This window comes from Mycolicibacterium sp. 624 (genome assembly GCF_040548615.1).
Lineage (GTDB): Bacteria > Actinomycetota > Actinomycetes > Mycobacteriales > Mycobacteriaceae > Mycobacterium.
The window spans coordinates 233,420-254,914 of the sequence record NZ_JBEPRZ010000001.1; the positions used below are offsets into that span (position 1 = coordinate 233,420).

General features: G+C 65.9%; 19 protein-coding genes. 8 read left to right on the forward strand and 11 right to left on the reverse strand.

All coding sequences use genetic code 11. The features are described 5' to 3' along the window. The first annotated feature begins 177 nt into the window (after positions 1-177). Positions 178-717, forward strand: a complete 540-nt coding sequence (locus tag ABIA65_RS01075) for a YdcF family protein (RefSeq protein WP_371747150.1) — start codon at positions 178-180, stop codon at positions 715-717. Here the strand turns inward: ABIA65_RS01075 and ABIA65_RS01080 are convergent. Genes ABIA65_RS01080 through ABIA65_RS01095 form a run of 4 tightly spaced genes read right to left on the reverse strand, consistent with a single transcriptional unit; the run spans position 714 to position 5,522 of the window. Further along, positions 714-1,904, reverse strand: a complete 1,191-nt coding sequence (locus ABIA65_RS01080) for a cytochrome P450 (RefSeq protein WP_354522338.1) — start codon at positions 1,902-1,904, stop codon at positions 714-716. The two genes, ABIA65_RS01075 and ABIA65_RS01080, sit on opposite strands and share 4 nt — an antisense overlap. After that, complete coding sequence (gene mhpA, locus ABIA65_RS01085) at positions 1,901-3,448, reverse strand: bifunctional 3-(3-hydroxy-phenyl)propionate/3-hydroxycinnamic acid hydroxylase MhpA (RefSeq protein WP_354522339.1); 1,548 nt, start codon at positions 3,446-3,448, stop codon at positions 1,901-1,903. The genes ABIA65_RS01080 and mhpA overlap by 4 nt, the downstream gene beginning before the upstream one ends. Further along, on the reverse strand, positions 3,445-4,389 hold the full coding sequence (locus ABIA65_RS01090; protein ID WP_354522340.1) for a fumarylacetoacetate hydrolase family protein: 945 nt from the start codon (positions 4,387-4,389) through the stop codon (positions 3,445-3,447). The genes mhpA and ABIA65_RS01090 overlap by 4 nt, the downstream gene beginning before the upstream one ends. Beyond that, a complete protein-coding gene (locus ABIA65_RS01095) occupies positions 4,386-5,522 on the reverse strand; it encodes a VOC family protein (protein ID WP_354522341.1) in 1,137 nt (378 codons plus the stop codon). Before ABIA65_RS01095 ends, ABIA65_RS01090 begins: the two co-directional genes overlap by 4 nt. Before the next feature lie 143 nt (positions 5,523-5,665). Here ABIA65_RS01095 and ABIA65_RS01100 point away from each other — a divergent pair, with 143 nt between their 5' ends. Further along, positions 5,666-6,340, forward strand: a complete 675-nt coding sequence (locus tag ABIA65_RS01100; protein ID WP_354522342.1) for a TetR/AcrR family transcriptional regulator — start codon at positions 5,666-5,668, stop codon at positions 6,338-6,340. A gap of 15 nt (positions 6,341-6,355) precedes the next feature. Here the strand turns inward: ABIA65_RS01100 and ABIA65_RS01105 are convergent, their stop codons facing one another. Further along, on the reverse strand, positions 6,356-7,114 hold the full coding sequence (locus ABIA65_RS01105) for an isocitrate lyase/PEP mutase family protein (protein ID WP_354522343.1): 759 nt from the start codon (positions 7,112-7,114) through the stop codon (positions 6,356-6,358). Positions 7,115-7,228: 114 nt separating this feature from the next. Between ABIA65_RS01105 and ABIA65_RS01110 the strand changes: the two genes are divergently transcribed. The 5 genes from ABIA65_RS01110 (at position 7,229) to ABIA65_RS01130 (ending at position 11,458) form a co-directional block, all read left to right on the forward strand. Continuing rightward, complete coding sequence (locus ABIA65_RS01110; protein WP_241405896.1) at positions 7,229-7,525, forward strand: Rv0250c family protein; 297 nt, start codon at positions 7,229-7,231, stop codon at positions 7,523-7,525. Positions 7,526-7,613: 88 nt separating this feature from the next. Continuing rightward, positions 7,614-8,435, forward strand: a complete 822-nt coding sequence (gene sdhC, locus ABIA65_RS01115; protein WP_241401659.1) for a succinate dehydrogenase subunit SdhC — start codon at positions 7,614-7,616, stop codon at positions 8,433-8,435. A gap of 49 nt (positions 8,436-8,484) precedes the next feature. Then, positions 8,485-10,401 carry a fumarate reductase/succinate dehydrogenase flavoprotein subunit gene (locus tag ABIA65_RS01120; protein WP_241401660.1) on the forward strand — a complete coding sequence of 639 codons (1,917 nt, stop codon included), beginning with the start codon at positions 8,485-8,487 and terminating at the stop codon, positions 10,399-10,401. 1 nt (position 10,402) lies between these two features. After that, complete coding sequence (locus ABIA65_RS01125; protein ID WP_354522344.1) at positions 10,403-11,152, forward strand: succinate dehydrogenase/fumarate reductase iron-sulfur subunit; 750 nt, start codon at positions 10,403-10,405, stop codon at positions 11,150-11,152. 144 nt (positions 11,153-11,296) lie between these two features. After that, positions 11,297-11,458 carry a hypothetical protein gene (locus ABIA65_RS01130; protein WP_241401662.1) on the forward strand — a complete coding sequence of 54 codons (162 nt, stop codon included), beginning with the start codon at positions 11,297-11,299 and terminating at the stop codon, positions 11,456-11,458. Between the two features lie 9 nt (positions 11,459-11,467). Here ABIA65_RS01130 and ABIA65_RS01135 read toward each other — a convergent pair whose 3' ends face one another. Both ABIA65_RS01135 and ABIA65_RS01140 read right to left on the reverse strand, forming a co-directional pair. Next, positions 11,468-11,953, reverse strand: coding sequence for a flavin reductase family protein (locus tag ABIA65_RS01135; protein WP_241401663.1), 486 nt, complete (start codon positions 11,951-11,953; stop codon positions 11,468-11,470). 13 nt (positions 11,954-11,966) lie between these two features. Beyond that, positions 11,967-12,998 carry an isopenicillin N synthase family dioxygenase gene (locus tag ABIA65_RS01140; RefSeq protein WP_502919530.1) on the reverse strand — a complete coding sequence of 344 codons (1,032 nt, stop codon included), beginning with the start codon at positions 12,996-12,998 and terminating at the stop codon, positions 11,967-11,969. 59 nt (positions 12,999-13,057) lie between these two features. Here ABIA65_RS01140 and ABIA65_RS01145 point away from each other — a divergent pair, with 59 nt between their 5' ends. After that, positions 13,058-13,732, forward strand: a complete 675-nt coding sequence (locus ABIA65_RS01145; RefSeq protein ID WP_241401665.1) for a GAP family protein — start codon at positions 13,058-13,060, stop codon at positions 13,730-13,732. Positions 13,733-13,735: 3 nt separating this feature from the next. Here the strand turns inward: ABIA65_RS01145 and pe are convergent, their stop codons facing one another. The 4 genes from pe to ABIA65_RS01165 all read right to left on the reverse strand — a co-directional run bounded on the left by pe (position 13,736) and on the right by ABIA65_RS01165 (position 21,323). Continuing rightward, a complete protein-coding gene (pe, locus tag ABIA65_RS01150; protein WP_241401666.1) occupies positions 13,736-14,896 on the reverse strand; it encodes an acyltransferase PE in 1,161 nt (386 codons plus the stop codon). Between the two features lie 45 nt (positions 14,897-14,941). Further along, positions 14,942-16,696: an AMP-binding protein gene (locus tag ABIA65_RS01155; protein WP_354522346.1), complete on the reverse strand. Its 1,755-nt coding sequence runs from the start codon at positions 16,694-16,696 to the stop codon at positions 14,942-14,944. A gap of 133 nt (positions 16,697-16,829) precedes the next feature. After that, positions 16,830-19,835, reverse strand: coding sequence for an MMPL/RND family transporter (locus tag ABIA65_RS01160; protein ID WP_354522347.1), 3,006 nt, complete (start codon positions 19,833-19,835; stop codon positions 16,830-16,832). A gap of 66 nt (positions 19,836-19,901) precedes the next feature. Then, positions 19,902-21,323, reverse strand: coding sequence for a condensation domain-containing protein (locus ABIA65_RS01165; RefSeq protein ID WP_241401669.1), 1,422 nt, complete (start codon positions 21,321-21,323; stop codon positions 19,902-19,904). Positions 21,324-21,495: the final 172 nt, after the last annotated feature.

The following is a 21,495-nucleotide window of genomic DNA, read 5'->3' on the forward strand; positions in this document are numbered from 1 at the left end:
AGCGGTCATCACGGTGTCCTCACCGCCTCAGGACATGCGGTGTGAGCGCGCCTCCTGTAACAGCGGCCACTGCGGAAACGATGACACCGTCAATAACATGAACATCATCTGTCTCTAGGCCACGGAGGACTCATGCGTTGGAGAACCGCTGTCGGGGCGGCGGCACTCGCCTTTGCGATGCTCTTCAGTGACGCCCTACCTGCCGGTTGGACCTCGGTGGCTCACGCCGAGCCCGCGGTCGCAGGCAAGGACTTCAGCAAGCCGGCGATCGTGATCCTGGGTTACGGCCTGGAGCCGAGCGGCGCCATGCGTCCCATCCTGCGCCGCCGGGTGCTCACCGGGCTCACCGTCGCGCAGTTCTACCCGCAGTCACCGATCATCGTCACCGGCGGCAACCCGCGCAACGGTCGAACCGAGGCCGCCGCGATGCGAAACATGCTGATGCTGCTCGGATTCCCCGCCAACAGGATCATCCTGGAGGACCGCGCCAACAGCACCGTTCAGAACGCCGCGTTCTCCGTGCCGCTGGCCAAGAAGGCAGGCACGACGGGCATCATCCTGGTGACATCCTCAACCCATCAGGACAGAGCCGACGGCAACTTCGCTGACGCCGGTGGCAATGTGCTGGCCACGGTCAGCTTCCCCGACGGCGACCCGGCCACCAACATCGCGCAGCTGGTGCGCGATGTGATGAGCCCGGTCACCAACATCGGCTAGGCGGCGATCAGCTTGACCGGCAGCGATGAGTGCCGGCGGATGATGTTGTTCAGTGCCCAGACCGGGGTCGCCGTCAGTTCGATGCGGTCCACCCGCTCGACGAGTGCGCGCAGCATCGCCTGCGTCTCCAGGCGCGCGAGCCCCTGCCCGGCACACGCATGGGCGCCATTGCCGAAGCCGAGCTGACGGGTCGCGTCATTGCGGATGTCGAACACGTCCGGCTCATCCCATTCGAGTTCGTCGCGGTTCGCGGACGCGTAGATCACCAGCACCCTGGCTCCGCCCGGCACCACGACGCCGCCGACCTCGACGTCGCGACGTGCCTTTCGTGTGAACGCGCGTAGCGGAGACGAGTACCGGATGATCTCGTTGACCGCGTTCGGGAGCAGCTCGGGCTGACGCTTGAGTAGCTCGAACTGTTCGGGGTGGGTGGCGAACAGGTGTACGCCGTTGGCGATCGCGCTGATGGTGGTGTCCAGCGACGGGACGATGTAGTCGATCATCAGCGACGCGCAGTCGGCGTCCGACAGTTCACCGTTGTCGGCAGCGAGCAGGACGTCGTGCCCCAGGCTGCCGTCGAGGACCGAGCGGTTCTTGACGACTCGGCGAGCGAAGCGAAGCATCCGCGCGGAGTCCGGGAGAGCCCGCGCCGCACGCCGGTTGAAGGGCCCGAGTAGGTCGAAAGTGGCTCCTCCCCATGCCATCAGGTCGGCTCGCTGGGCCCGCGGCCAACCAACCAGGTCGGGGACGACCGCCAGCGGCAATGCCGACGCGATGTCGTCGATGCCGTCCACCGACCCCTTGGCGACGGCCCGGTCAACGATCTCGTCCGCCAAGCGGTCGACGTCGTCGGCCATCGAGCGCAGGGCGCGTGGGAGCAGGCGGTGGGCGACGAGCTTGCGGCGCTCGTCGTGGGCCACCCCATCGCTGGTGAGGGTGGTGCCCTTCGAGAAGGTGTTCGGGATCGGGTTCAGCGCGACCCCGTCGCCCGAGATGAAGGTCTTGTCATCGCGCAGGATCGACTTGCACTCGGCGTAGCGGGGGATTGCGTACGCCCGGTGCCGGGTGAGTCGCACGACGGGCCCGAGCGCGCGCAGCCGCGCGTAATGCGGGTAGGGATCGACGATCGCCGCGGTCGAGTAGATGTCGGAGCGGTAGTCGGGAATACGGTTGCCCGTCTGCGTCATTGGGGAGTTTTCACTTTCCGGATGGTTCCGCCGCAAGACCTGGGGAGGGCGTCGAACAGGGTGGCCAGATCCCGGCCCGCGCGCATGACGGTGCGGTCGGGCCGGATGATGGCGGCGTCGGCGCGACCGCGGCACAGCCAGCTCGCGAGTTCGGAACCCGGAGCGGCGAGGTGGACGACGGCGCCGCGCTCGTCGGCGACGGCGCGCTCGGCTGCACTTGGCGCGGTGCGGGTGATGACGGCGAAGCCGTTCCCGAGTTCGGTGTCGAGACGTGCCCCGCTCACCACCAACGGATTCGGGCAGAGTCTTCCGGCGAGTTGCCTGGGCACCCTGGTCTTGCGAACGAGCGCCGTTCGATGCAACGCCGGCGTTTCGCTGTCGACGAGATTGGTGCTCAGTCCCGGCAACCAGTGCAGTCGCGGCACCACCATCCGACGGATCAGGTTCCCGAACTCGCCGCCCGCCGTCATCGCTCGGCCGACCGCCAGGGCCAGCCGGATCATGTGCTGGGCATGCGGCTTCCGCTCCTGCTCATAGGTTTCCAGGACGTCGCTGGGCAAGGTCCCGGTCAGTACTCCGGCGAGCTTCCAGGCGAGGTTCATCGCGTCGCGCAGGCCGGCGCCCATGCCCTGTCCGATGAACGGCGGCGTGAGGTGGGCGGCGTCGCCGAGCAGGAAGATCCGGCCCCGCCGCCAACGGTCGGCAAGCTGTGCACGAAAGGTGTACTCGGTGACGCGCACCAGTTCCAGATCGGCACGCGAAACATGGTCAACCCAGGGACGAATCAGCGGTCCGAGTGCATCGAGAGTGGCGAAGTCGGCGGCGGTCTCGCCGGCCAGCAGTTGGAACTCCCACCGGTAGCGGGTCTCGCCGATCCGCATGTACGTGCCGGCCCGGTCTGGGTCGCAGACCTGGTCGACGCCCTCCCAGTGCGCCAGATCCGTCGCGGTGGCGACATCGACGACGAGCCAGCGTTGCTCGAATCCGAGATCCTCCATCCGGGAATCGATCCGGGACCGCACGATGCTGTTGGCGCCGTCGCAGCCGAGCACGTAATCCGCCTCGATGATGTGTTCGCTGCCGTCGGTGCGGTCGGCGTAGGTGACGCAGACCCGGCCGCGCGCATCGTCGGCGAGGTCGGTGACCTCGACGTCGCCGCGTAGTTCCGCGTGCGACTGACGTGCCAGGTTGGCCCGCAGCACGGCCTCGAACTCAGGCTGGTCGAACATGTTTGCCTGGGGAAACCCGTTGCGGCTCAGCGCGGTATCGCGTCTGAACTCGGCGAGCGTGTGCATCGATCGGTCGAGCAACCGCAGCCCCAGCGTGGGGCGCGAGATCGCCGCGAACTCGTCGGCGATGCCGAGCCGGGCCACGATGCGGAAGATCTCGTCGTCCAGGTGCACGGCCCGTGGTTGCGGATACACCTGCGCCCAGCGGTCGAGAACCAGGCAGTCGACGCCGAACTGCGCGAGCAGAGTGGCTGCCGTCACCCCGGTTGGCCCCGCCCCGATGACGACGACGGGGACGTGCGACACCGCTGTCATGCGAAGCGGACCACCGCGCGTTGGGTGCCCAGATCCACCACCTTGTCATCGGTTGCCACACTGGCCTCCACGACGTCGCCGTCCTGCAGGTACTTCGTGTTCTTGGCCTGGGCCTTGAAGAACGCCTTCCACTTCAGCACGGGCGGCAGCAGCGCGCCGATGATCTCGATCGGCTTGGGCGGTGCACTCAACGCGGTCCCGACGGGGGTACCCGTCAGCAGCAGATCGCCGACGTCCATCCGCTGGAATCGCGTCAGCTCCTGCAGGGCACGCAGCGGAAGGTAGATCATGTCGCCGGCCACCTTGGCGTCCTGTCGAAGATCGCCGTTGACCCGCAGCTGGAGGCGCAGGTCGCCGAAGCGCTTGAGTTCATCGGCGTCGAGCAGCACCAGCGCCGGTCCGACGGGCGTGAACGTTGGATACGACTTGGCTTCGTAGAACTGAGTTTTCGGCAGCTGGATGTCACGGGCCGACACGTCGTTGGTGACGACGAGCCCGGCGATGTAGGTGGGCAGGTCCGCCTCGGTGAGGATGGTGCCGACCGGGAGCTCGCGCCCGAACACCAGGCCGATCTCCACCTCGTAGTCCAAGAGGTTGACGTGCTTGGGCTTGACGATGTCGTCGGTCGGCCCGTTGATCGACCCGGATGCCTTGCGGAAGAACGCGAGTGGGAGTGTCTTGGGGTTCAGTCCCGCGTCCTTGGCATGCGATGCGAAGTTCGCCATCTGGGCGACGACGCGGCAAGGTGCGGTCACGGGTGAGACGAGGTCGAGGGTGTCGACCGGGACCGGGTCGCCGCCGGTGGCGGCCGCGGCCGCGTCGACGGCGGTCCGGTCGCCGAGGAGTTCGGCGGTGGTGGTGGCCGCGGTGTCGATTCGCACTGCGCCACGGTCGGTTTGGACGTACCAGGCGTCGGCGGTACGGAGGACCGTCGTGGTCATGAACTGGCTACTTTCAGCAGGCCGCGCAGGCGGGCGAGGGTGAATTCGTTGTCGTTGTCTCTGACGGCGGCGAGCATCGAGCGCAGCTCGTCGATCGACTCCCGGTTGGGGGCGATCCCGAGGAAGTCCTTGGTGACGGGCGGTCCCCACTGGGCCAGGCCGGACGCGGTGAACGGCGCCCAGCCGGGTTCGAGGGTGTTGTCGAACATGTCGCCGTCGGCGAAGTGCTCGACGAGGAAGCCGTCAGGATCGCGCCAGTAGTCGAAGAGTTGGCTGCCCTGGATGTGACGGCCGATGCCCCACGATCTGTGGTAGCCGCGTTCGCGCAGGTACTCGCCGCCGGCGGCCAGCGCATCGAGATCGGCCACCTGGTACGCGGAGTGCACGTACCGATTGCGCGGGCCGAGTGTCATCGCCAGCGTGTGGTGGTCGGCGGGTACGTCGCCGCGGTCGCAGCGGATGAAGCTGACCGTCGGGCCGCGGTCGCGCTGGCCGGGGAAGAACTGGAAGTCGCTGACGATCATGCCGAGGTTGTCCAGGTACCAGTTCAGCGCCTCGAGGTACTTGGTGCTCTGCAGCACGACGTGGCCGAGGCGTTGCACGCTGGCGGCAACCCGTGGCGGACGCTGGGTTGCGTTGGTGCGCAGTAGATCATGCCCACGGTTCACCACCAGCGGGGCCTGAGACGGCAGAGGCGCCAAGTCGTGGGTGCCGGCGATGACGTGAACTGGGACGCCGCTAGGGTCGATCAGGTCGACCGCGAGTCCGCCGATGCTCTCGGGGAGCGCGCGGGTTGGTGTGCCCGTCACGTCGGCCAGGCGCAACACGTCGGCTTCGTCGGCGGCGGCGAAGGCGATGCCAGCGAATCTCGACTTGGGACGCCGGCGCACGATCAGACACGGGGCACCGGCGTCGGTGCCGCGCAGTTGCAGCTCGTCGGACGTCCTTGCCACCGTGGCGAAGCCGAAGGCCGCCGCGAACGCCTCGGTGCGGATGAGGTCCGGCTTCTCGAACTCCAGCCAGGCGATATCGCGCACCTTGATGACCGGATTTCGGGACCGGCCAGGGTGCTCGCCCCGCCGTGCGCCCTGGTCACTGTGCAGGTCTTGATGCGCGCCTACGGCGTCGCTCATGGCCGACCTCCTCGGTTTCTGACGAAATCGTCACATACGCCGTTATCATCAGTCAAGCGCTTCTGACGAAATCCTCACAATTGAGGTGCCGGTTAGAATCAACTGAATTCTGGAAGGATCCGCGGCGAAGGGGCACCATCGCGATGACGACGCAGCCGCCTGAGCGGCATGGCGATCAGCCGAACCGATTGGCTCGGCGCAAACAGCGGACCCGGGCGGCGCTGATCGCCGCGGCGCAATCCTTCATCGCGGCCGGCAAGCTCAACGCGCCGGTTCTCGAGATCACCCAGGCCGCCGACGTCGGGATGGGATCGTTCTACAACCACTTCGACAGCAAGGAAGAGCTGTTCGACGCGGCCCTCACCGACGCGCTCGACGTGCACGCGGATCTACTGGACGCCTACACCAAGTCGCTCGACGACCCAGCCGAGGCGTTTTCGTGCAGCTTCCGCTTGACAGGGCGGATGTTCCGTCGACGCCCCCAGGAAAGTCGGGTACTGCTGTCGACTGGACTGTCCCTTCTGTCCTCGGACAGAGGTCTGGCACCGCGGGCACGGCGCGATATCAGCGCCGCCGTCGAGGCCGGTCGATTCCACGTCGCGGATGTCAGCCTGGCCCTTGCCATGGTCGGAGGGGCGCTGCTCGGGCTGGGTCAACTACTCCACGACGAACCGGATCGCGACGACTCCCAGGCCGCGGACACGGTGACGCAGAACGTTCTCACCCTGCTTGGCATGCCCGCCGACGAAGCCAGTCGCCTCTGCCAGCAGCCGCTGCCCGATCTCACCTTCATCGACCAACCGGGCCCGGCTGCCTGAGATCTCGTTGTCTCGCTACCGCCATCGCGCGAGGAGCTCACCCGCCCGGGCCGAGAGGGCGCCTTGCAGGAACGGTCCGAAGCTGATCCGACCGACGCCCAGCGGGCCGAACGATGCCGGGTCGTCCTGATCCGGTAGCGCGATGGCGTTGACCGGCAGCGGCAGCTCGGATGTCAGGCGGCGCAACGTGTCCGGATCGTGTCGACCCACGGGGTACAGGCTGTCGGCACCCGCGTCGGCGCACAGCTTGAGCCGAGACACCGCGCGCTCGAAGCGATCCGCCTCGTCACCGTCCTGCCGGAGGAACAGGTCGGTTCGGGCATTGATCACCACGTGCACGTCGGCATCATCAGCGGCCCTGCGCAATTCACCCACCAGCGCGGCGTGCTCCTCGGCGGTGCGGATTCGCTTGCCCTCCTTGTGCACCGTGTCCTCGATGTTGAACCCGACCGCGCCCACCGACAGCAGACCGTCGATGATCCGCTGCGGCGTCTCGCCGTAGCCCGATTCGATGTCCACCGAGATCGGCACGTCAACGGCGCCGGTGATCTGCGCGACGCGCGCGGTCAGCTCGTCGAACGACATGCCCTCACCGTCGGGCTTGCCGACGGACTCCGCGACGGGATGGCTGCCGACGGTCAGCGCAGCAAATCCCGCGTCGACCGCGAGCTTGGCCGACCACGCGTCCCAGACCGTCGGGAGCACCACCGGTGTGCCGGGCACGTGCAAGGCGAGCAGTGCGACGGCGCTTTTCTGAAGATCCTGCTTGGACAACTCTCCAACCTCCTGTTGAGAACGTGACCCGCGTCACGTCGATCCGGTGATGTGGCTAGCATCGTCTGTCGTAATGTGATTCGTGACACCCTTCAGCCCAAGGAGGTCGACTCGTTGTCCACTACTACTGAACTCGCCCAGCTACACGAACTGATCGGTGGCTTACGGCGTTGTGTGACCTCGCTGGCCTCACGCTACGGGGACACCCCCGAGATGCGGCGCATCGTCAACGACGCCGAACGCATCCTCAATGACATCGACCGTCTCGACATCGATGCCGAGGAACTGGAATTCAACCGCGGCGGAAGCCTGCACCACCACGTCGGGGAGAAGATCGGCATCCCAGACACCCAGTACGCCAGCGACTTCTGGCAGGACGTCGACGACGAGGGCCTCGGCGGAGTGCGGTGAGTTGGTGCCGCCGTGGGTCAACTGATCCACGGCGCTGCCGCGCGTCGCACCACCGTCGCACCATTACGACCGAAGTGAGGAAATATCCGTGAGCGCACCCACCGCCGACCGCCCCGGCACAGGTGTCTTCTCCCCGACGCGAGCGCAGATCAGCCAGCGCACGCTGCGTACCGACAATTGGTGGCGCTCGCCGCTGATCGTCGACCTCGGCTTCGCCGCGTTCGTCATCTATGCGACGGTGCGGGCATTCCTCCAGAACAACTACTTCGTGGCCGAGTACCACTACCTCACGCCGTTCTACTCCCCGTGCATCAGCAAGGGCTGCACGCCTGAGGCGAGCGGATTCTGGCCGCAGATCCTGCCCGACGTGTGGTGGCTGCCATACGCGGCCGCCTCACTGCCGTTCCTGCTCCTGTTCCGGCTGACCTGCTACTACTACCGCGGGGCCTACTACCGGTCGGTGTGGCAGTCGCCCACCGCCTGCGCCGTGGCCGAACCGCACGCGAAGTACACCGGCGAGACGCGGTTGCCGCTGATCATCCAGAACACGCACCGCTACTTCTTCTACATCGCCGCCGCCATCTCCGCGATCAACACCTACGACGCGATCGTGGCATTCCACTCGCCCACCGGGTTCGGCTTCGGCCTCGGCAACGTGATCCTCGTCGTCAACGTGACGATGTTGTGGGTCTACACGCTGTCGTGCCACTCCTGCCGCCACGTTGTCGGCGGCCGGCTCAAGCACTTCTCCAAGCACCCCATCCGGTACTGGATGTGGGGTCAGGTCAGCAAGCTCAACACCCGGCACAAGCAGTACGCCTGGATAACGCTCGGCACGCTGATGCTCACCGACTTCTACATCATGCTGGTGGCCAGCGGGACGATAAGCGACCTGCGATTCATCGGCTGATTCTTCTTGCCTAACAGCTCTATTCACGAACTAGCGAGGTTGAACGTAGATGGCTGAACTCGAACGGCACGAATACGACGTTGTCGTGATCGGAGCCGGCGGGGCTGGACTGCGCGCAGTGATCGAGGCCAGGGAACGCGGTCTACGCGTCGCCGTGGTGACCAAGTCGCTGTTCGGCAAGGCCCACACTGTGATGGCCGAGGGTGGCTGCGCGGCGGCGATGCGCAACGTCAACACCAAGGATTCCTGGCAGGTGCACTTCGGTGACACCATGCGCGGCGGCAAGTTCCTGAACAACTGGCGGATGGCCGAACTGCACGCACAGGAGGCCCCCGACCGGGTGTGGGAGCTGGAGTCCTACGGCGCGCTGTTCGACCGCACCAAGGACGGCAAAATCAGCCAGCGCAACTTCGGCGGGCACACCTACCCTCGGCTTGCGCACGTCGGTGACCGCACCGGGCTGGAGATCATCCGCACCCTGCAGCAGAAGATCGTCTCGCTGCAGCAGGAGGACAAGAAGGAACTCGGCGACTACGAGGCGCGGATCAAGGTCTTCCACGAGTGCTCCATCACCGACCTGATCAAGGACGGCGACAGGATCGCGGGCGCCTTCGGCTACTGGCGCGAGACCGGCAACTTCATCCTGTTCGAGGCCCCGGCCGTAGTCCTCGCGACCGGCGGCATCGGCAAGTCGTTCAAGGTGTCGTCGAACTCGTGGGAGTACACCGGCGACGGCCACGCCCTTGCTTTGAGGGCCGGGTCCAACCTGATCAACATGGAGTTCATCCAGTTCCACCCCACCGGGATGGTCTGGCCGCTGTCGGTCAAGGGCATTCTCGTCACCGAGGGTGTGCGCGGCGACGGCGGAGTGCTGAAGAACTCCGAGGGCAAGCGATTCATGTTCGACTACATCCCCGCGGTGTTCAAGGGGCAGTATGCCGAGACCGAGGAAGAGGCCGACCAGTGGCTCAAGGACAACGACTCGGCGCGCCGCACACCTGACCTGCTGCCCCGCGACGAGGTCGCCAGGGCCATCGTCGCGGAGGTCAAGGCGGGGCGCGGCACCCCGCACGGCGGCGTCTACCTCGACATCGCCTCGCGGATGCCCACCGAGGAGATCAAGCGCCGCCTGCCCTCGATGTACCACCAGTTCATCGAGCTGGCCGAGGTCGACATCACCAAGGACGAGATGGAGGTCGGCCCGACCTGTCACTACGTGATGGGCGGTATCGAGGTCGATCCCGACACCGGCGGCGCTGCGACCCCGGGCCTGTTCGCGGCCGGTGAGTGCTCCGGCGGCATGCACGGCTCCAACCGACTGGGCGGCAACTCGCTGTCCGACCTGCTGGTGTTCGGCCGTCGCGCCGGCCTCGGCGCCTCCGATTACGTACGGGCGCTGGCCGAACGGCCCAAGCCGCCGCAGGACGCCGTCGACGAGGCCACCAAGATGGCGTTGGCGCCGTATGAGGCACACGAGAATCCCGAGAACCCGTACACCCTGCACGCCGAACTCCAACAGTCGATGAACGACCTCGTCGGCATCATCCGCAAGGAAGACGAGATCGAGGAGGCGCTGGTAAAGCTCGACGAGCTCAGGGGCCGCCTGCAGAACGTCGCCGTCGAGGGTGGCCGGGTGTACAACCCGGGCTGGCACCTGGCGATCGATATGCGCAACATGCTGCTGGTCAGCGAGTGCGTCGCCAAGGCAGCGCTGCAGCGCACCGAGAGCCGCGGCGGGCACACCCGCGACGATCATCCCGATATGGATGCGAACTGGCGCAACACGCTGCTGGTCTGCAAGACCACCGAGGTCGCCACCAGCGAGGCGATGGTCCCGAGAGTCACCGTCGTCCCCGAGCGGCAGGCACAGATGCGGCCCGACCTGCTCGAGTGCTTCGAACTCTCCGAACTCGAGAAGTACTACACCGATGACGAACTGACCGAGCACCCCGAACGGAAGGCCTGACATGGCTGCCTACAACGCACGTCTGCGGGTCTGGCGCGGAGACGACGACGGCGGCGAGCTGAAGGACTACACCGTCGAGGTCAACGACGGCGAGGTGGTGCTCGACATCATCCACCGGCTGCAGGCCACCCAGGCCAACGACCTCGCGGTCCGCTGGAACTGCAAGGCAGGCAAGTGCGGCTCGTGCTCGGCGGAGATCAACGGCAAACCGAAGCTGCTGTGCATGACCCGGATGTCGACGTTCGATCCCGACGAGACCGTCACGGTCACCCCGCTGCGCACCTTCCCCGTGATGCGCGACCTCGTCACCGACGTGTCGTTCAACTACGAGAAGGCCCGTCAGATCCCGTCGTTCACCCCGCCGAAGGATCTGCAGCCGGGCGACTACCGGATGCAGCAGGAGGACGTTGAGCGCAGCCAGGAGTTTCGCAAGTGCATCGAGTGCTTCCTGTGCCAGAACGTCTGCCACGTGGTTCGTGATCACGAGGAGAACAAGGAGAACTTCGCCGGGCCGCGCTTCCACATGCGCATCGCCGAGCTGGACATGCATCCGCTCGACGTCGTCGACCGCAAGGACATGGCCCAGGACGAGTTCGGGCTGGGCTACTGCAACATCACCAAGTGCTGTACCGAGGTCTGCCCCGAGCACATCAAGATCACCGATAACGCCCTCATCCCGATGAAGGAGCGCGTCGCCGGCCGCAAGTACGACCCGGTCGTGTGGTTGGGCAACAAACTGTTCCGGCGGTAACCGGAGACGTTCCAAATACCTGCTACGCGACGTGGCGGCGAGAATCCTCGAGATTCCCGTCGCCACGTCTCATTGGCCCCGTAGCGGGTACCCAAGGCGCGTACGCTCGAGGAAGCTAGCCGATCAACGAGGGAGGTCAACCTCATGAGCTACGGAGAAACTAAGAGCGTCAACGATATTCGCACCGCCATCCGCGAACTCACCACTCGCGCGGAGCTGGCCCGCAAAGAGGGCCGACCCGACGACGCAGCGGAGATCGAGGGCCGCATCCAGGGCTACCGCGAGGCACTCAGCGCCAAGCCCTAGCGCCCGCAGCTAGGCGCCGAGGCGGCGGAACGCGCTGCGGTGGAACACGATGGGTGCGACGTCGTCGTGCACGGTGATCTCGTGCACCCGCAGGACGACAATGGTGTGATCGCCCGCCAGGACCTGCTGTTCGATGGCGCTCTCCAGCCACACGCTGGTCCCGTGAATGAACACCGCACCACCGTCGGTGGACTTGGTCTCCAGGCCGGCGAAGCGATCGCCCGTCTTGGCCGCGAGCCCCTTGGCCACCTGATCATGGGCCTCGCCCAGCACGCTGATGCCCAGCACCGGGAGATCCTTGAGCTTGGGCCACGTCGTCGATGAGTTCTGCACACAGAACGACACCAGCGGCGGATCAAGCGACACCGGGACGAACGTGCTGGCCGCAAGCCCGACGAGGGTGCCGTCGACCTCCGCGGCGATCGCGATCACGCCGGTGGGAAAGTGACCGAAGGCCTCGCGTAGGGAGGCTGGACTGAGATCAGTGCTGCTCATAGCAACTCCATCTTCACACAGAGGATCCGTAGCCGTGCGCGGCGGCCACATCGGGGTGTGCGCGCAGTCTGCTCTTCCATGCGTTTTGCCCGTAGACCGAGAAGATCCTCTCGTTCGACGGATCAGCCGTGACACCGCGGGCGTCGGCCGCGAGATCGGTGGGCAACCGCAATACGGGGAGCTGCGCGTCGAGGCGTGGATTGAAGAAGTAGGGCACCGAGATCCGCTCGCGGGCGCTCAGGGTCACCCGATGCTCGGTGGCACGTAGGTACCCGCCGCTGGCGATCTCGAGCATCTCGCCGATGTTCACGATGAACGCACCGGGCAGTGGGTCCACGTCGATCCACTCGCCGGATCCATCCCCCGTCGCTTCGCTCGCCTCGGCCCTGCGCACCTGCAGACCCCGACTTCCCGGCTCGGCGAGCAGCAGCGTCAGCACGCCGGCGTCACGGTGCGCACCGACGCCCTGCGGGGTCCGCGCCTGGGCCGGGTAACGCACGATCTTGATCAGCGTGGCCGGAGTGTCAGCGAACGCCTCGTCGAACACACCCTCGGGGCTGCCCAACGACGCCGCTAGATGCTGCAACAGCTTTCGTCCGATGCTGGCCAGCGCGGCGTCCCATTCGGCGATGACGTCGCGCAGCTCGGGCAGCCCGGCCGGCCACTGGTTGGGGCCCTGCAACCGCAGATAGGTCTCGGCGGTATCGCTCAAGCTCACCCGCTCGGGCCCGATGTCGATCTGCTCGCGCCAGTCCACCACGCCGCCGGTGAACTCCCCGCCCATGCGCGTGTACCCACGAAAGTGCGGGCTGTTGACCATCGCGACCGCGTCCTTGGCGGCCTGCGGCAGCGCGAACAGCCCGCGCGCCGCCGCCAGCACCCGCTCGGACAACTCGGCGGGCACGCCGTGGCCCGTCAGGTGGAAGAACCCGATGTCGTGGGCGACCGTCCGGAGGCCGGTACGCAGCTCTGCGGGCTCGGCCCGGAGGTCGACGACCGGCAGGTTCGTACGCACGGAAGTCACCGGTCCATCATTGCCGGGCAGCGCGGCGTCGGCCAGGGTCTGGATCGCCGTGAATGCAAGCCCGGTAACGTGACGCCATCATGTGGATCCCGCTCCTGGTGATGGCCGTTGCGGTCAGTCTGGAGCCGTTCCGGATCGGTATGACGGTCCTGATGATCAACCGGCCGCGACCGGGCCTGCAGCTACTCGCCTTCCTCGCTGGCGGTTTCGCGATGGGCACCGCGGTGGGCGTGATCGTGCTGTTCGTTCTGCGGCCCGCCCTGGGGTCTGCGCATTTCACTCTGCCGAGGGTGCAGATCGTGGTTGGCGCGGTGGTGCTGGCCAATGCGGCGTTGGTGGCCACCGGCCTGCTGGGAGGCAAGCGCGCCGACGGATCACCAGGCCTCGTCGCGCGACGATTCGGAGCGCTCGCGACCCGCACCCGACCACTGCTCAATGGCCGCTCGCTGTGGGCGGCCGGGGTCGCGGGCCTCGGCATCGCACTGCCGTCGATCGACTATGTCGCCGCGCTGGCACTCATCGTCGCCTCCGGCGCCGCGGCCACCACTCAGTTCGGCGCCTTGATGGCATTCAACGTCGTGGCGTTCGGGCTGGTGGAGATCCCGTTGCTCTGCTACCTGGTGGCACCGGAGCGCACCCGCGCTGCGCTGTTGGCACTCAACGACTGGCTACGGCTGCGGGGCCGGCTCGGGGTCGCAGCCCTACTGGCCGTGATCGGGGTCGTGTTGGTCGGCGTGGGGTTCGCCGGGCTGTAGCGGCTACTTGGGTGCCGGCGGGTTGTTCAGCACGTACTGCGCCCCGGAGAGCAGCTGCGAGATCGGATCGGTGCCGCCGCTGCCCCCGAACGAGGCATCCGTGGACGGTGCGGTGACCTCCGCCGGGTCGTAACCGTTCACCGGGTCCACCGTGATCGGCGCCGTCGCCGGATCGCTGTTGCGTGAGTAGCCCGCGTCCACCATGGGCAGCAGCACCGCGTCGAGCTTGTTCAGCGTGGCCTCGTCGACGCCGAGATACTTGAATCCCATCACGATCGGTAGATGCTGCTCGGGGATCATGTACGTCGTCGTCTTCGCGCCCTTGGAATTGACCGTCGTGCGGATGTTCCGGGCGGGCACGTTGCTGGGGTCGGTGAACGCGACCGCGGTGTGGCCGGTCGCGAGACCCACCACCGCGTTGACGACGCTCATCCAGCTGTTGTCCGCCTGGTCCGGCCAGTCGGCGATGCTGTCGTAGGGCGAGATGAATTGATAGGTGTCGTACTGGCTTTCGACCGGGGCCGGGATGCGGTAGTCGAGCGACGGCACGACAGCGCCGACGGGGAACATCTGGCTCAGGAAGCCCTCGCCGAACGCGTGCTTGCCGATCGGGTCGCCGAACATCGCGAAGCTCAACTGATCCGGTGGCGGCGCGGCCGGGTCGTACGCGAGCCGCGTCTGCACCTCGTTGAGCACCATCGCGCCCTCGGAGAGGCCCATCACGGTGCCGGGTCCGCCGGCCTTGATCGTCTCGATGGTCTGCGGTGCGCCCTCGTCGACGGACTCGCCGACGCTGGGACCGTCGAGGCCCAGCCCCGGCAGGATCTGCTCCCCGACGGCGCCGATACCAGGAAAGAGGCGTTCGAGCGTGTGCCCCTGCACCTGACCGGCGGGATAGCGGACGATCTGCTTCTGTGGCTGGTTCTCGGGGAACCAGTACTTGCCGGTGTCGATGATGTACTGGTCGTAGGGAATGCCCAGCACGTGTGCACCACCGAGCGCGTACGCCCGGCCCGGCGTCCCCAGCGGTGGAGGCGTCCCATTGGCCGAGGGGTTCGGTGGCGGCGGGGCCGGCGGATCATCGGCCACAGCGCTGCCGGCACCGAAACATCCTGCGGCGCCGACGGTTACCAACGCGGTGACCGATGCCACGAGTCTCCGCATTCACACTCCCCTTGCTCGACGCATCTGTCCTGACCTCAAAGCCTACTAGGCGTCCAGCCGAGCAAACTGTTGCTGCTGGTACTGCTCGGCACACGCGGCACGCCGGATTTTGCCGCTCGTCGTGGTGGGAATCGACCCCGGCGATACGAGAACGACGTCGCCGATATTCAGGCCGTGCGCATTGGAAATCGCGGAGGTGATGTCACTCTTGACCTCGCTGAGCCAGTGCATGGCGTCACCGTTGTGGTCGGTGCGCTTCTTGAGTTCGATGACCGTGACCAGCTCTTCAGTGCTGTTCACCGGAACCGCCAGCGCCGCGACGCGACCGCCTGTTATCCCCTGGACCGTCGCCTCGATGTCCTCGGGATAGTGATTGCGCCCGCGAACGATGAGCATGTCCTTGATGCGACCGACAATGAACAACTCGCCGTCGTGGATGAAGCCGAGATCACCCGTGCGCAGCCAGGGCCCGTCAGGTGTGCCGGGCGAGGGGTCGACAAGCGTGGCGCCGAAGCACTGCTGCTCCTCCGGTGTCCGACTCCAGTAGCCGGCCGAGACGTTCTCACCATGCGCCCAGATCTCACCCACCACGTCGTGCGCGCACTGCCGGTTCGTATCGACGTCCACGATCCGCAACAGGGGTGACGCCGGCAGTTCGTACTTGATCAGCGCGGTGCCCTTGCCTGCTGCGGGCGGCCGAACACGGCCTGCACCCAGTTCGTCGACATCGAAGCGAACCGACGGCGAGGACTCACTCCAGGTACTCGCGGCCAGGAAGACCACAGCCTCCGCCAAGCCGTAGGAGGGGCGCAGCATGTGGTCCCGAAAATTGAAGTGAGCAAACCGATCTGCGAAGCGTTCCAAGGTGACGGGCTCGACACGTTCGGCGCCGTTGATGATCCCACGCACCCCGCCGAGGTCGAGCCCGGCAAGATCCTTGTCGGTGGTTTTGCGGGCAGCCAGGTCAAAGGCGAAATTGGGTGCCGCGGAGAACGCGTGTGGGTTCTCCGCCAACGCTCGCATCCATCTGGCCGGCCGCTCCAAGAACGCCATCGGGCTCGTCAACGCGACGGGATGGCCGCTCAGGATGGGCGCACAGATGCCCAGCACCAAACCCATGTCGTGATAGAAGGGCAACCACGACACGAACGTGACATCTGACGGGGATTTGAGCTGCACACCCGCGAAGAAGGTGCGCATGATCTGCTCGAAATTCGACTGGAGGTTCTGATGCGAGATCATGACACCGGTCGGCAGACGCGTGGATCCCGAGCTGTACTGCAGGTACGCGACGCTCGGCAGCTCAGCCTGCGCAGGGCCCGGTCCGTCCGGCCCGATGCTCTCCGGTGGGAGCGAATCGATCTCGACGAACTTCGGTGCGGCGTCCAGACGTGACTGGTCGACGTAGTCGCCGACATCTCCGGCGACGGCAGACGTCGTCAGCACGACAGCTGGCGACGTGTCTTCGAAGACGCTGCTGACACGATCGTGAGCCGAGCCGCGGTGCGGCAACGGGAGCGGAACCGCGATCAGGCCTGCCTGCATCGAGCCCAGGAACGCCGTGACGTAGTCCAGGCTCTGCGGCGCCAGAATCACCGCTCTGTCACCGACCGTCGCGTGGTGGCTGAGTTCGCGCGCGACATTCATCGTCCGACGAGACAGCTGCGACCAGGTGAGGCTCTCGACGACACCCGCCGGGTCGTGCGTGTAATCGGTGAAGGTCATCGCCACGTCATCGGGTCGCATACTGGCCCGCCCATGCAGCATGGACAGGACAGATGACCGAGCAGTAGATGTCATTGCTATATCCGCACTCACTCGTCGAATCTGTCGGCGCGGAGTCTCATCAACCTGCGCCGTGGAAGGGCGGCTTCATCGGAGCCCATGACCCCTCCGCTCCGGTCTCAGTGTCACATACATCACTTGGGTGTGCTCATCCCTGCGCGGTGGCCGACGCCCGCGACGTCGACTCCCCCGGCCCCACACGTGAGGGCCACCAGTTTGCTCGGCCGACCAGTGTCGCGATCGCCGGCACCATGATGGTCCGCACCACGAAGGTGTCCAGCAAAATGCCAACACCGATCACGAAACCGCTCTGGATCACGAGGCCGATGCTGGAGAACATGAGACCGGCCATCGAGGCGGCGAAGATCAGGCCGGCCGCGGTGATGACGCCGCCCGTGGAACTCAGGGTACGGATGACGCCGTAGCGCACGCTGCGCGCGGACTCGTCGCGCATTCGCGATGCGAAGAGCATGTTGTAGTCGGAGCCCACCGCGACGAGCACCACGAATGCCAATGGCGGCACGCTCCAATGAAGCTGCTGGCCGAGGATGAATTGGAACATCAGAACGCCGACGCCGATTGCCGCGAAGTATGAGATCACCACGGAGCCGACGAGATAGAGCGGCGCGATCAACGATCGCAGTACCACCGTCAACGTCAGCAGGACAACGATGAGTGTCGCCGCGATGATGAATCGGATGTCCTTCTCGTAATAGTCACGCGTGTCCCGCAGCGCGGCGGGGAAGCCGCCCATCGATATCGTGGCATCGGACAGCGTGGTGTTCGGCTGGGCTCCCCGCGCTACGTCACCGATTTCGTTGACCTGATCCATCGCCTCTGAGCTGAACGGGCTCAGTTTGGTTTGCACCAGGTACCGCACCGAATGCCCGTCTGGCGAAATATATGCCGCGGATGCCTTCTTGAAATCGGCAAGACCAAGCACTTCTGGCGGAATATTGAACCCCGCCATCGACGGGTCCGCCGCCTGGCTTCTCATGTTCAGCAGGAAACCCGACGCCTGGTTGAGTCCGTCGGCCATCACCTTGACCTGCTCGACGAGCTGATCGACTCCGCCCGCCACCTCTCGGCTGCCACCTGCCAGGCGGTTGGCGCCCTGTTGCAGCTGAGTCAGGCTGCTCTGAGGGCCGCCGGGGCCGTCGAGCCCGGCGGCCTTCGCCGCCTTCGAGATGCTCGCCATCGCACCGTTGAGCTTGTTCACCGTCGCCGACAGCGTCTCCTTGTCGCCGGAACTCGACAACTGCTTCGCGGCGGCGTTGATCTCGTCCAGGGCTCCGGCGTCCCGCGCCGCGGCGAGCCGCTCGAACTGATTGCGCGTGTCGCTGCACGAGGGATCGGCGTTGCAGACCGGGTTGCCCTGCAGCGCCACCAGGACCGGGCCGATCCAGGCGAACATGTCTCGAACCGTGGCGAAGTTGATGCCCATGGCGTTGCCGAGCCGGTTGGCGGCCTGCACGAGCCTGGCGGCGGCCTCCACGTCTCGCACCAGCTTGTCGCCGCCCTGCTCGGTCTTCATGGAGGAGGCCGCGTCGAGCAGACCTTGAATGCTGGGCGCCATCTGATTGACCTGGGCGCGTACGTCACTGAGGCTTTTGGCCAGTGTGTTGGCGCCGTCCGCCAGCCGGTTGAGGTCGCCGGTGCGCTGGTCGATCTCGGCCGAGCCACTGGCCAGCCGGTCACCCACGATGCCAGCCTGAAATGTGGCCCTGAACTCCTGCGGGACCTCACCCACGGGCCGAGTGATGCCGCTGACCAAGCCGACGTTCGGCAGTTGAGCGACGCGTGAGGCCATCTGCTCCAGATCCGCGAGGGCCTGCGGTGAGCGCAGATCGCGCGGTGACTGCACGAGGATGTACTCCGGAATGGCCTGACTGATCGGGAAGTGTCGATCCAGTGCGGCGTAGCCGACCGAACTAGGCGCCGACGACGCCACCACCTTGCGGTCGTCGTAGTTGAAGTGCGCGAAGGTCGCGAGGCCGGCCAGAATGCCCAACACGAGCGCGCTTGCCACCAGATGTGGCACCGGCCGGCGCACGATGCGAATCCCGGATCGCCGCCAGAACCGAGCGGTCAGCTCGCGCCGCGGTTTGACCCAGCCGCGCGGGCCCGCGAGCACCAGAATCGCGGGCAGCAGGGTCACACCGGCGAGATAGGCGACGCCGATCCCGATCGCCGATGACACGCCGACGGTTTGGAACACTCCCATCTGGGCGAAGCTCAGACACAGGAATGTGAGACCCACCGTGGCGGCAGAGGCGGTGATCACCTTTCCGACCGAGATCATTGCCGACTTGATGGCCCGTTCGGAATCCGCGCCCGATCGCACGTAGTCGTGATAGCGGCTGATGAGGAACACCGCGTAGTCGGTTCCGGCGCCCGCCATGATCGCGCTCAGGAAGACGATGGACTGATTCGACACACCTGAGCCCGTGAGTTGGGAGTAGCCCGCTACGAGCGCCTGCGCGATCACCAGGGACGACCCGATCGTCATCAACGGCAGCAGCATCGTGACCGCGCTGCGGTAGACCAGCAGCAGTACGAGCAGGACTAGGACGGCGATCGCCAGCTCGATCGGCAGCCGATCCTTCTCACCCGCGACGGTGAGGTCGGCGACCGTGGCCGCGGGACCGGTGACGTGGACGGTGAGTGCGCCGTCGCTCGTCGGGCTGTTGTGCTTGACGATGTCGGCGACGCGGTTGAAGGACTCATAGGCACGCGGCGTGCCCAACTCACCCTCGAGGCTGACCGGCAACACCCAGGTCGTCTTGTCGTCGCTCGTCAGGAACGTCCGCAGCTGCGGCGTGCTGACGAAGTCCTGCACCGACACGACATCCCTGTCGTCGTCGCGTATCGCGTCCACCAGCTTGCGGTAGGTCGCCTCGTCGGCGGGCCTGAGCCCTGTTTCGTTGATGAGGGCGATGACGAGGAGATTGTCCGAACCCGGCTCCTGGAACGCCTCCTTCATCTTCAGCGCGGTGACACTCGACGGCGCGTCCGCGGGCAGGATGACGAGCGGATGCTTTGCGGCCATCTCGCCCAGCGACGGGAACGCCAGCGGGAGGGCGATCGCCATCGCGATCCAGACCCCTATCACCGCTAGGGGCCACCGCACCACCAGATCGGCTAGCCGTCGCATATCGCCCTCACACTCGCACAGCACCTGCACTGTGCGGAAAAGCCCTTGCCATCCATTCGCTCCAAGCTATGCGACGCGTCCCCAGTGCCCGCTGTCAGCGACCCGCACGGCGACGGAACTCATCGCCTCCATGTAGCGAGTGGCCGACTTCTTGGCCACCGGGTTGTCGGGATGCATGATCGCCATGACCGTGCCCTCCCCGTACCGGAATATGTAGATGGTCAGCTGATACGAGAACCGACCATCAGGGTAGATCCCGATGTTGTTCGCGAGCCCCATGGCGCCCGCCGCGAGGATGGCGTTCAGCGGCGCGGCCCCACCGTGCAGGAAGTTCGACACCGGAAAGTTCGGCTGCGGCCAGTTCAACCACGGCGCCAACTCCAACACGCGGTAATACGGCACCCTGACCATGTCCAGGCTCGAGTCGAAGCACGCCTGCGCCGCCGCTGCGGCTTCGCTGAAGGAGGTCGCCGCAACCGGGACGACGATAGGGATCAGACCTGTGAACCAACCCTGCGTCATGAAATTGTCGCCGGCTGTCCGGGAATCCCTTGGCGTGAGTCCGTAGTAGGTGAGAGCACCGGTGAACTCGTGTTCCACCAGGCCCAGGCACGCGAACAACCCCCCGACGAAGCGCGCGCCTGCATCCGAGCAGGCCGCTTCGAAGCGTTCCGTCTGCGCCGCGTCCATCAGAACGTACGACGTCATGTCACTGCTGGTCGAATCGTTCGGGTTGCCGAGCGGGAGCGGAAACTCCGGAAAGCCATCCCCGTTGTTCTCGGCGAATTCGATCCACCTGCGCACACCCGGTGAGTCCTCCGTCAACGCCGACGTGTACTCGCCCTCTCGGATACAGAAGTCGTCGAAGCTACCGGCATCGGGCAGCGTGAGAGCCTCACCGCCCGCGCTCAGCGCCGAGTACATCCCGTTGGCTTCCATCATCGTCGTGCCGATCAGCGTCGCGTCCCCGTGCACGTGATCCATGGCGGCGAAGAACGTGAAGTGGTTCTCGTTCTGGATGATCCCGAAAGTGAAACAACCCCATTCCAACGGATTCGGTATAGCCACGGCGTGTGCACGGATCTCATCGGCCGTCATATGACCCTGATCGACGGGCACGAACTCGATGTCGGCCGGATCGTCGAGGGCACGGCGGGTGAAATCGCCGTCATCGGTGCGTTCGAACCAACTCCGGAAGGTGTCATGTCGACGCAGATACGCGTTGACGGCGTGATCCATGGCCTCGATATCGCACTGCCCGGCCACCTCACAGCTGGCGATGATCTGCCGGGAGAAGTTCAGTCCCGCTTCCGTGCGGTCGCAGTAGTTGCGCAGGTGTTGGCTCTGCATATAGCTGACTGGCACCGAGCTGACCTCTGCTCGGCGAGCCTTCTCCTTCGCCGCCTCGGTCGGATGCCACGACGTCACCGCGCCCGCATTCATCGACCACTCATGAAGCGCGCCAATTGTAATTTCGCCGATGCGCAAGAAAAATCCTCCCAGGTCACCCGGCACCTGGTCCGGCATCACACGTTGCGGCGATCAACTTACCCTCGCATCGGCCGCCATCGCATGGGCATCGCCGAACCTCTCAAGGCAACGCCTCCCATGTCAAGGACCCGTGCAATAGTGTGCGTCGAAGTTGGCGCCCGGGCGGTAC

Coding starts and splice junctions, on each gene's coding strand:
- ABIA65_RS01080 (WP_354522338.1), bottom strand. CDS start 1,904: ATGACGCAGACGGGCAACCGTATTCCCGACTACCGCTCCGACATCTAC.
- ABIA65_RS01130 (WP_241401662.1), top strand. CDS start 11,297: ATGAGCTACGGAGAAACTAAGAGCGTCAACGATATTCGCACCGCCATC.
- pe (WP_241401666.1), bottom strand. CDS start 14,896: ATGCGGAGACTCGTGGCATCGGTCACCGCGTTGGTAACCGTCGGCGCC.
- ABIA65_RS01120 (WP_241401660.1), top strand. CDS start 8,485: ATGGCTGAACTCGAACGGCACGAATACGACGTTGTCGTGATCGGAGCC.
- ABIA65_RS01160 (WP_354522347.1), bottom strand. CDS start 19,835: ATGCGACGGCTAGCCGATCTGGTGGTGCGGTGGCCCCTAGCGGTGATA.
- ABIA65_RS01100 (WP_354522342.1), top strand. CDS start 5,666: ATGACGACGCAGCCGCCTGAGCGGCATGGCGATCAGCCGAACCGATTG.
- ABIA65_RS01095 (WP_354522341.1), bottom strand. CDS start 5,522: ATGAGCGACGCCGTAGGCGCGCATCAAGACCTGCACAGTGACCAGGGC.
- ABIA65_RS01145 (WP_241401665.1), top strand. CDS start 13,058: ATGTGGATCCCGCTCCTGGTGATGGCCGTTGCGGTCAGTCTGGAGCCG.
- ABIA65_RS01135 (WP_241401663.1), bottom strand. CDS start 11,953: ATGAGCAGCACTGATCTCAGTCCAGCCTCCCTACGCGAGGCCTTCGGT.
- ABIA65_RS01125 (WP_354522344.1), top strand. CDS start 10,403: ATGGCTGCCTACAACGCACGTCTGCGGGTCTGGCGCGGAGACGACGAC.
- ABIA65_RS01090 (WP_354522340.1), bottom strand. CDS start 4,389: ATGACCACGACGGTCCTCCGTACCGCCGACGCCTGGTACGTCCAAACC.
- mhpA (WP_354522339.1), bottom strand. CDS start 3,448: ATGACAGCGGTGTCGCACGTCCCCGTCGTCGTCATCGGGGCGGGGCCA.
- ABIA65_RS01155 (WP_354522346.1), bottom strand. CDS start 16,696: ATGACATCTACTGCTCGGTCATCTGTCCTGTCCATGCTGCATGGGCGG.
- ABIA65_RS01075 (WP_371747150.1), top strand. CDS start 178: ATGCTCTTCAGTGACGCCCTACCTGCCGGTTGGACCTCGGTGGCTCAC.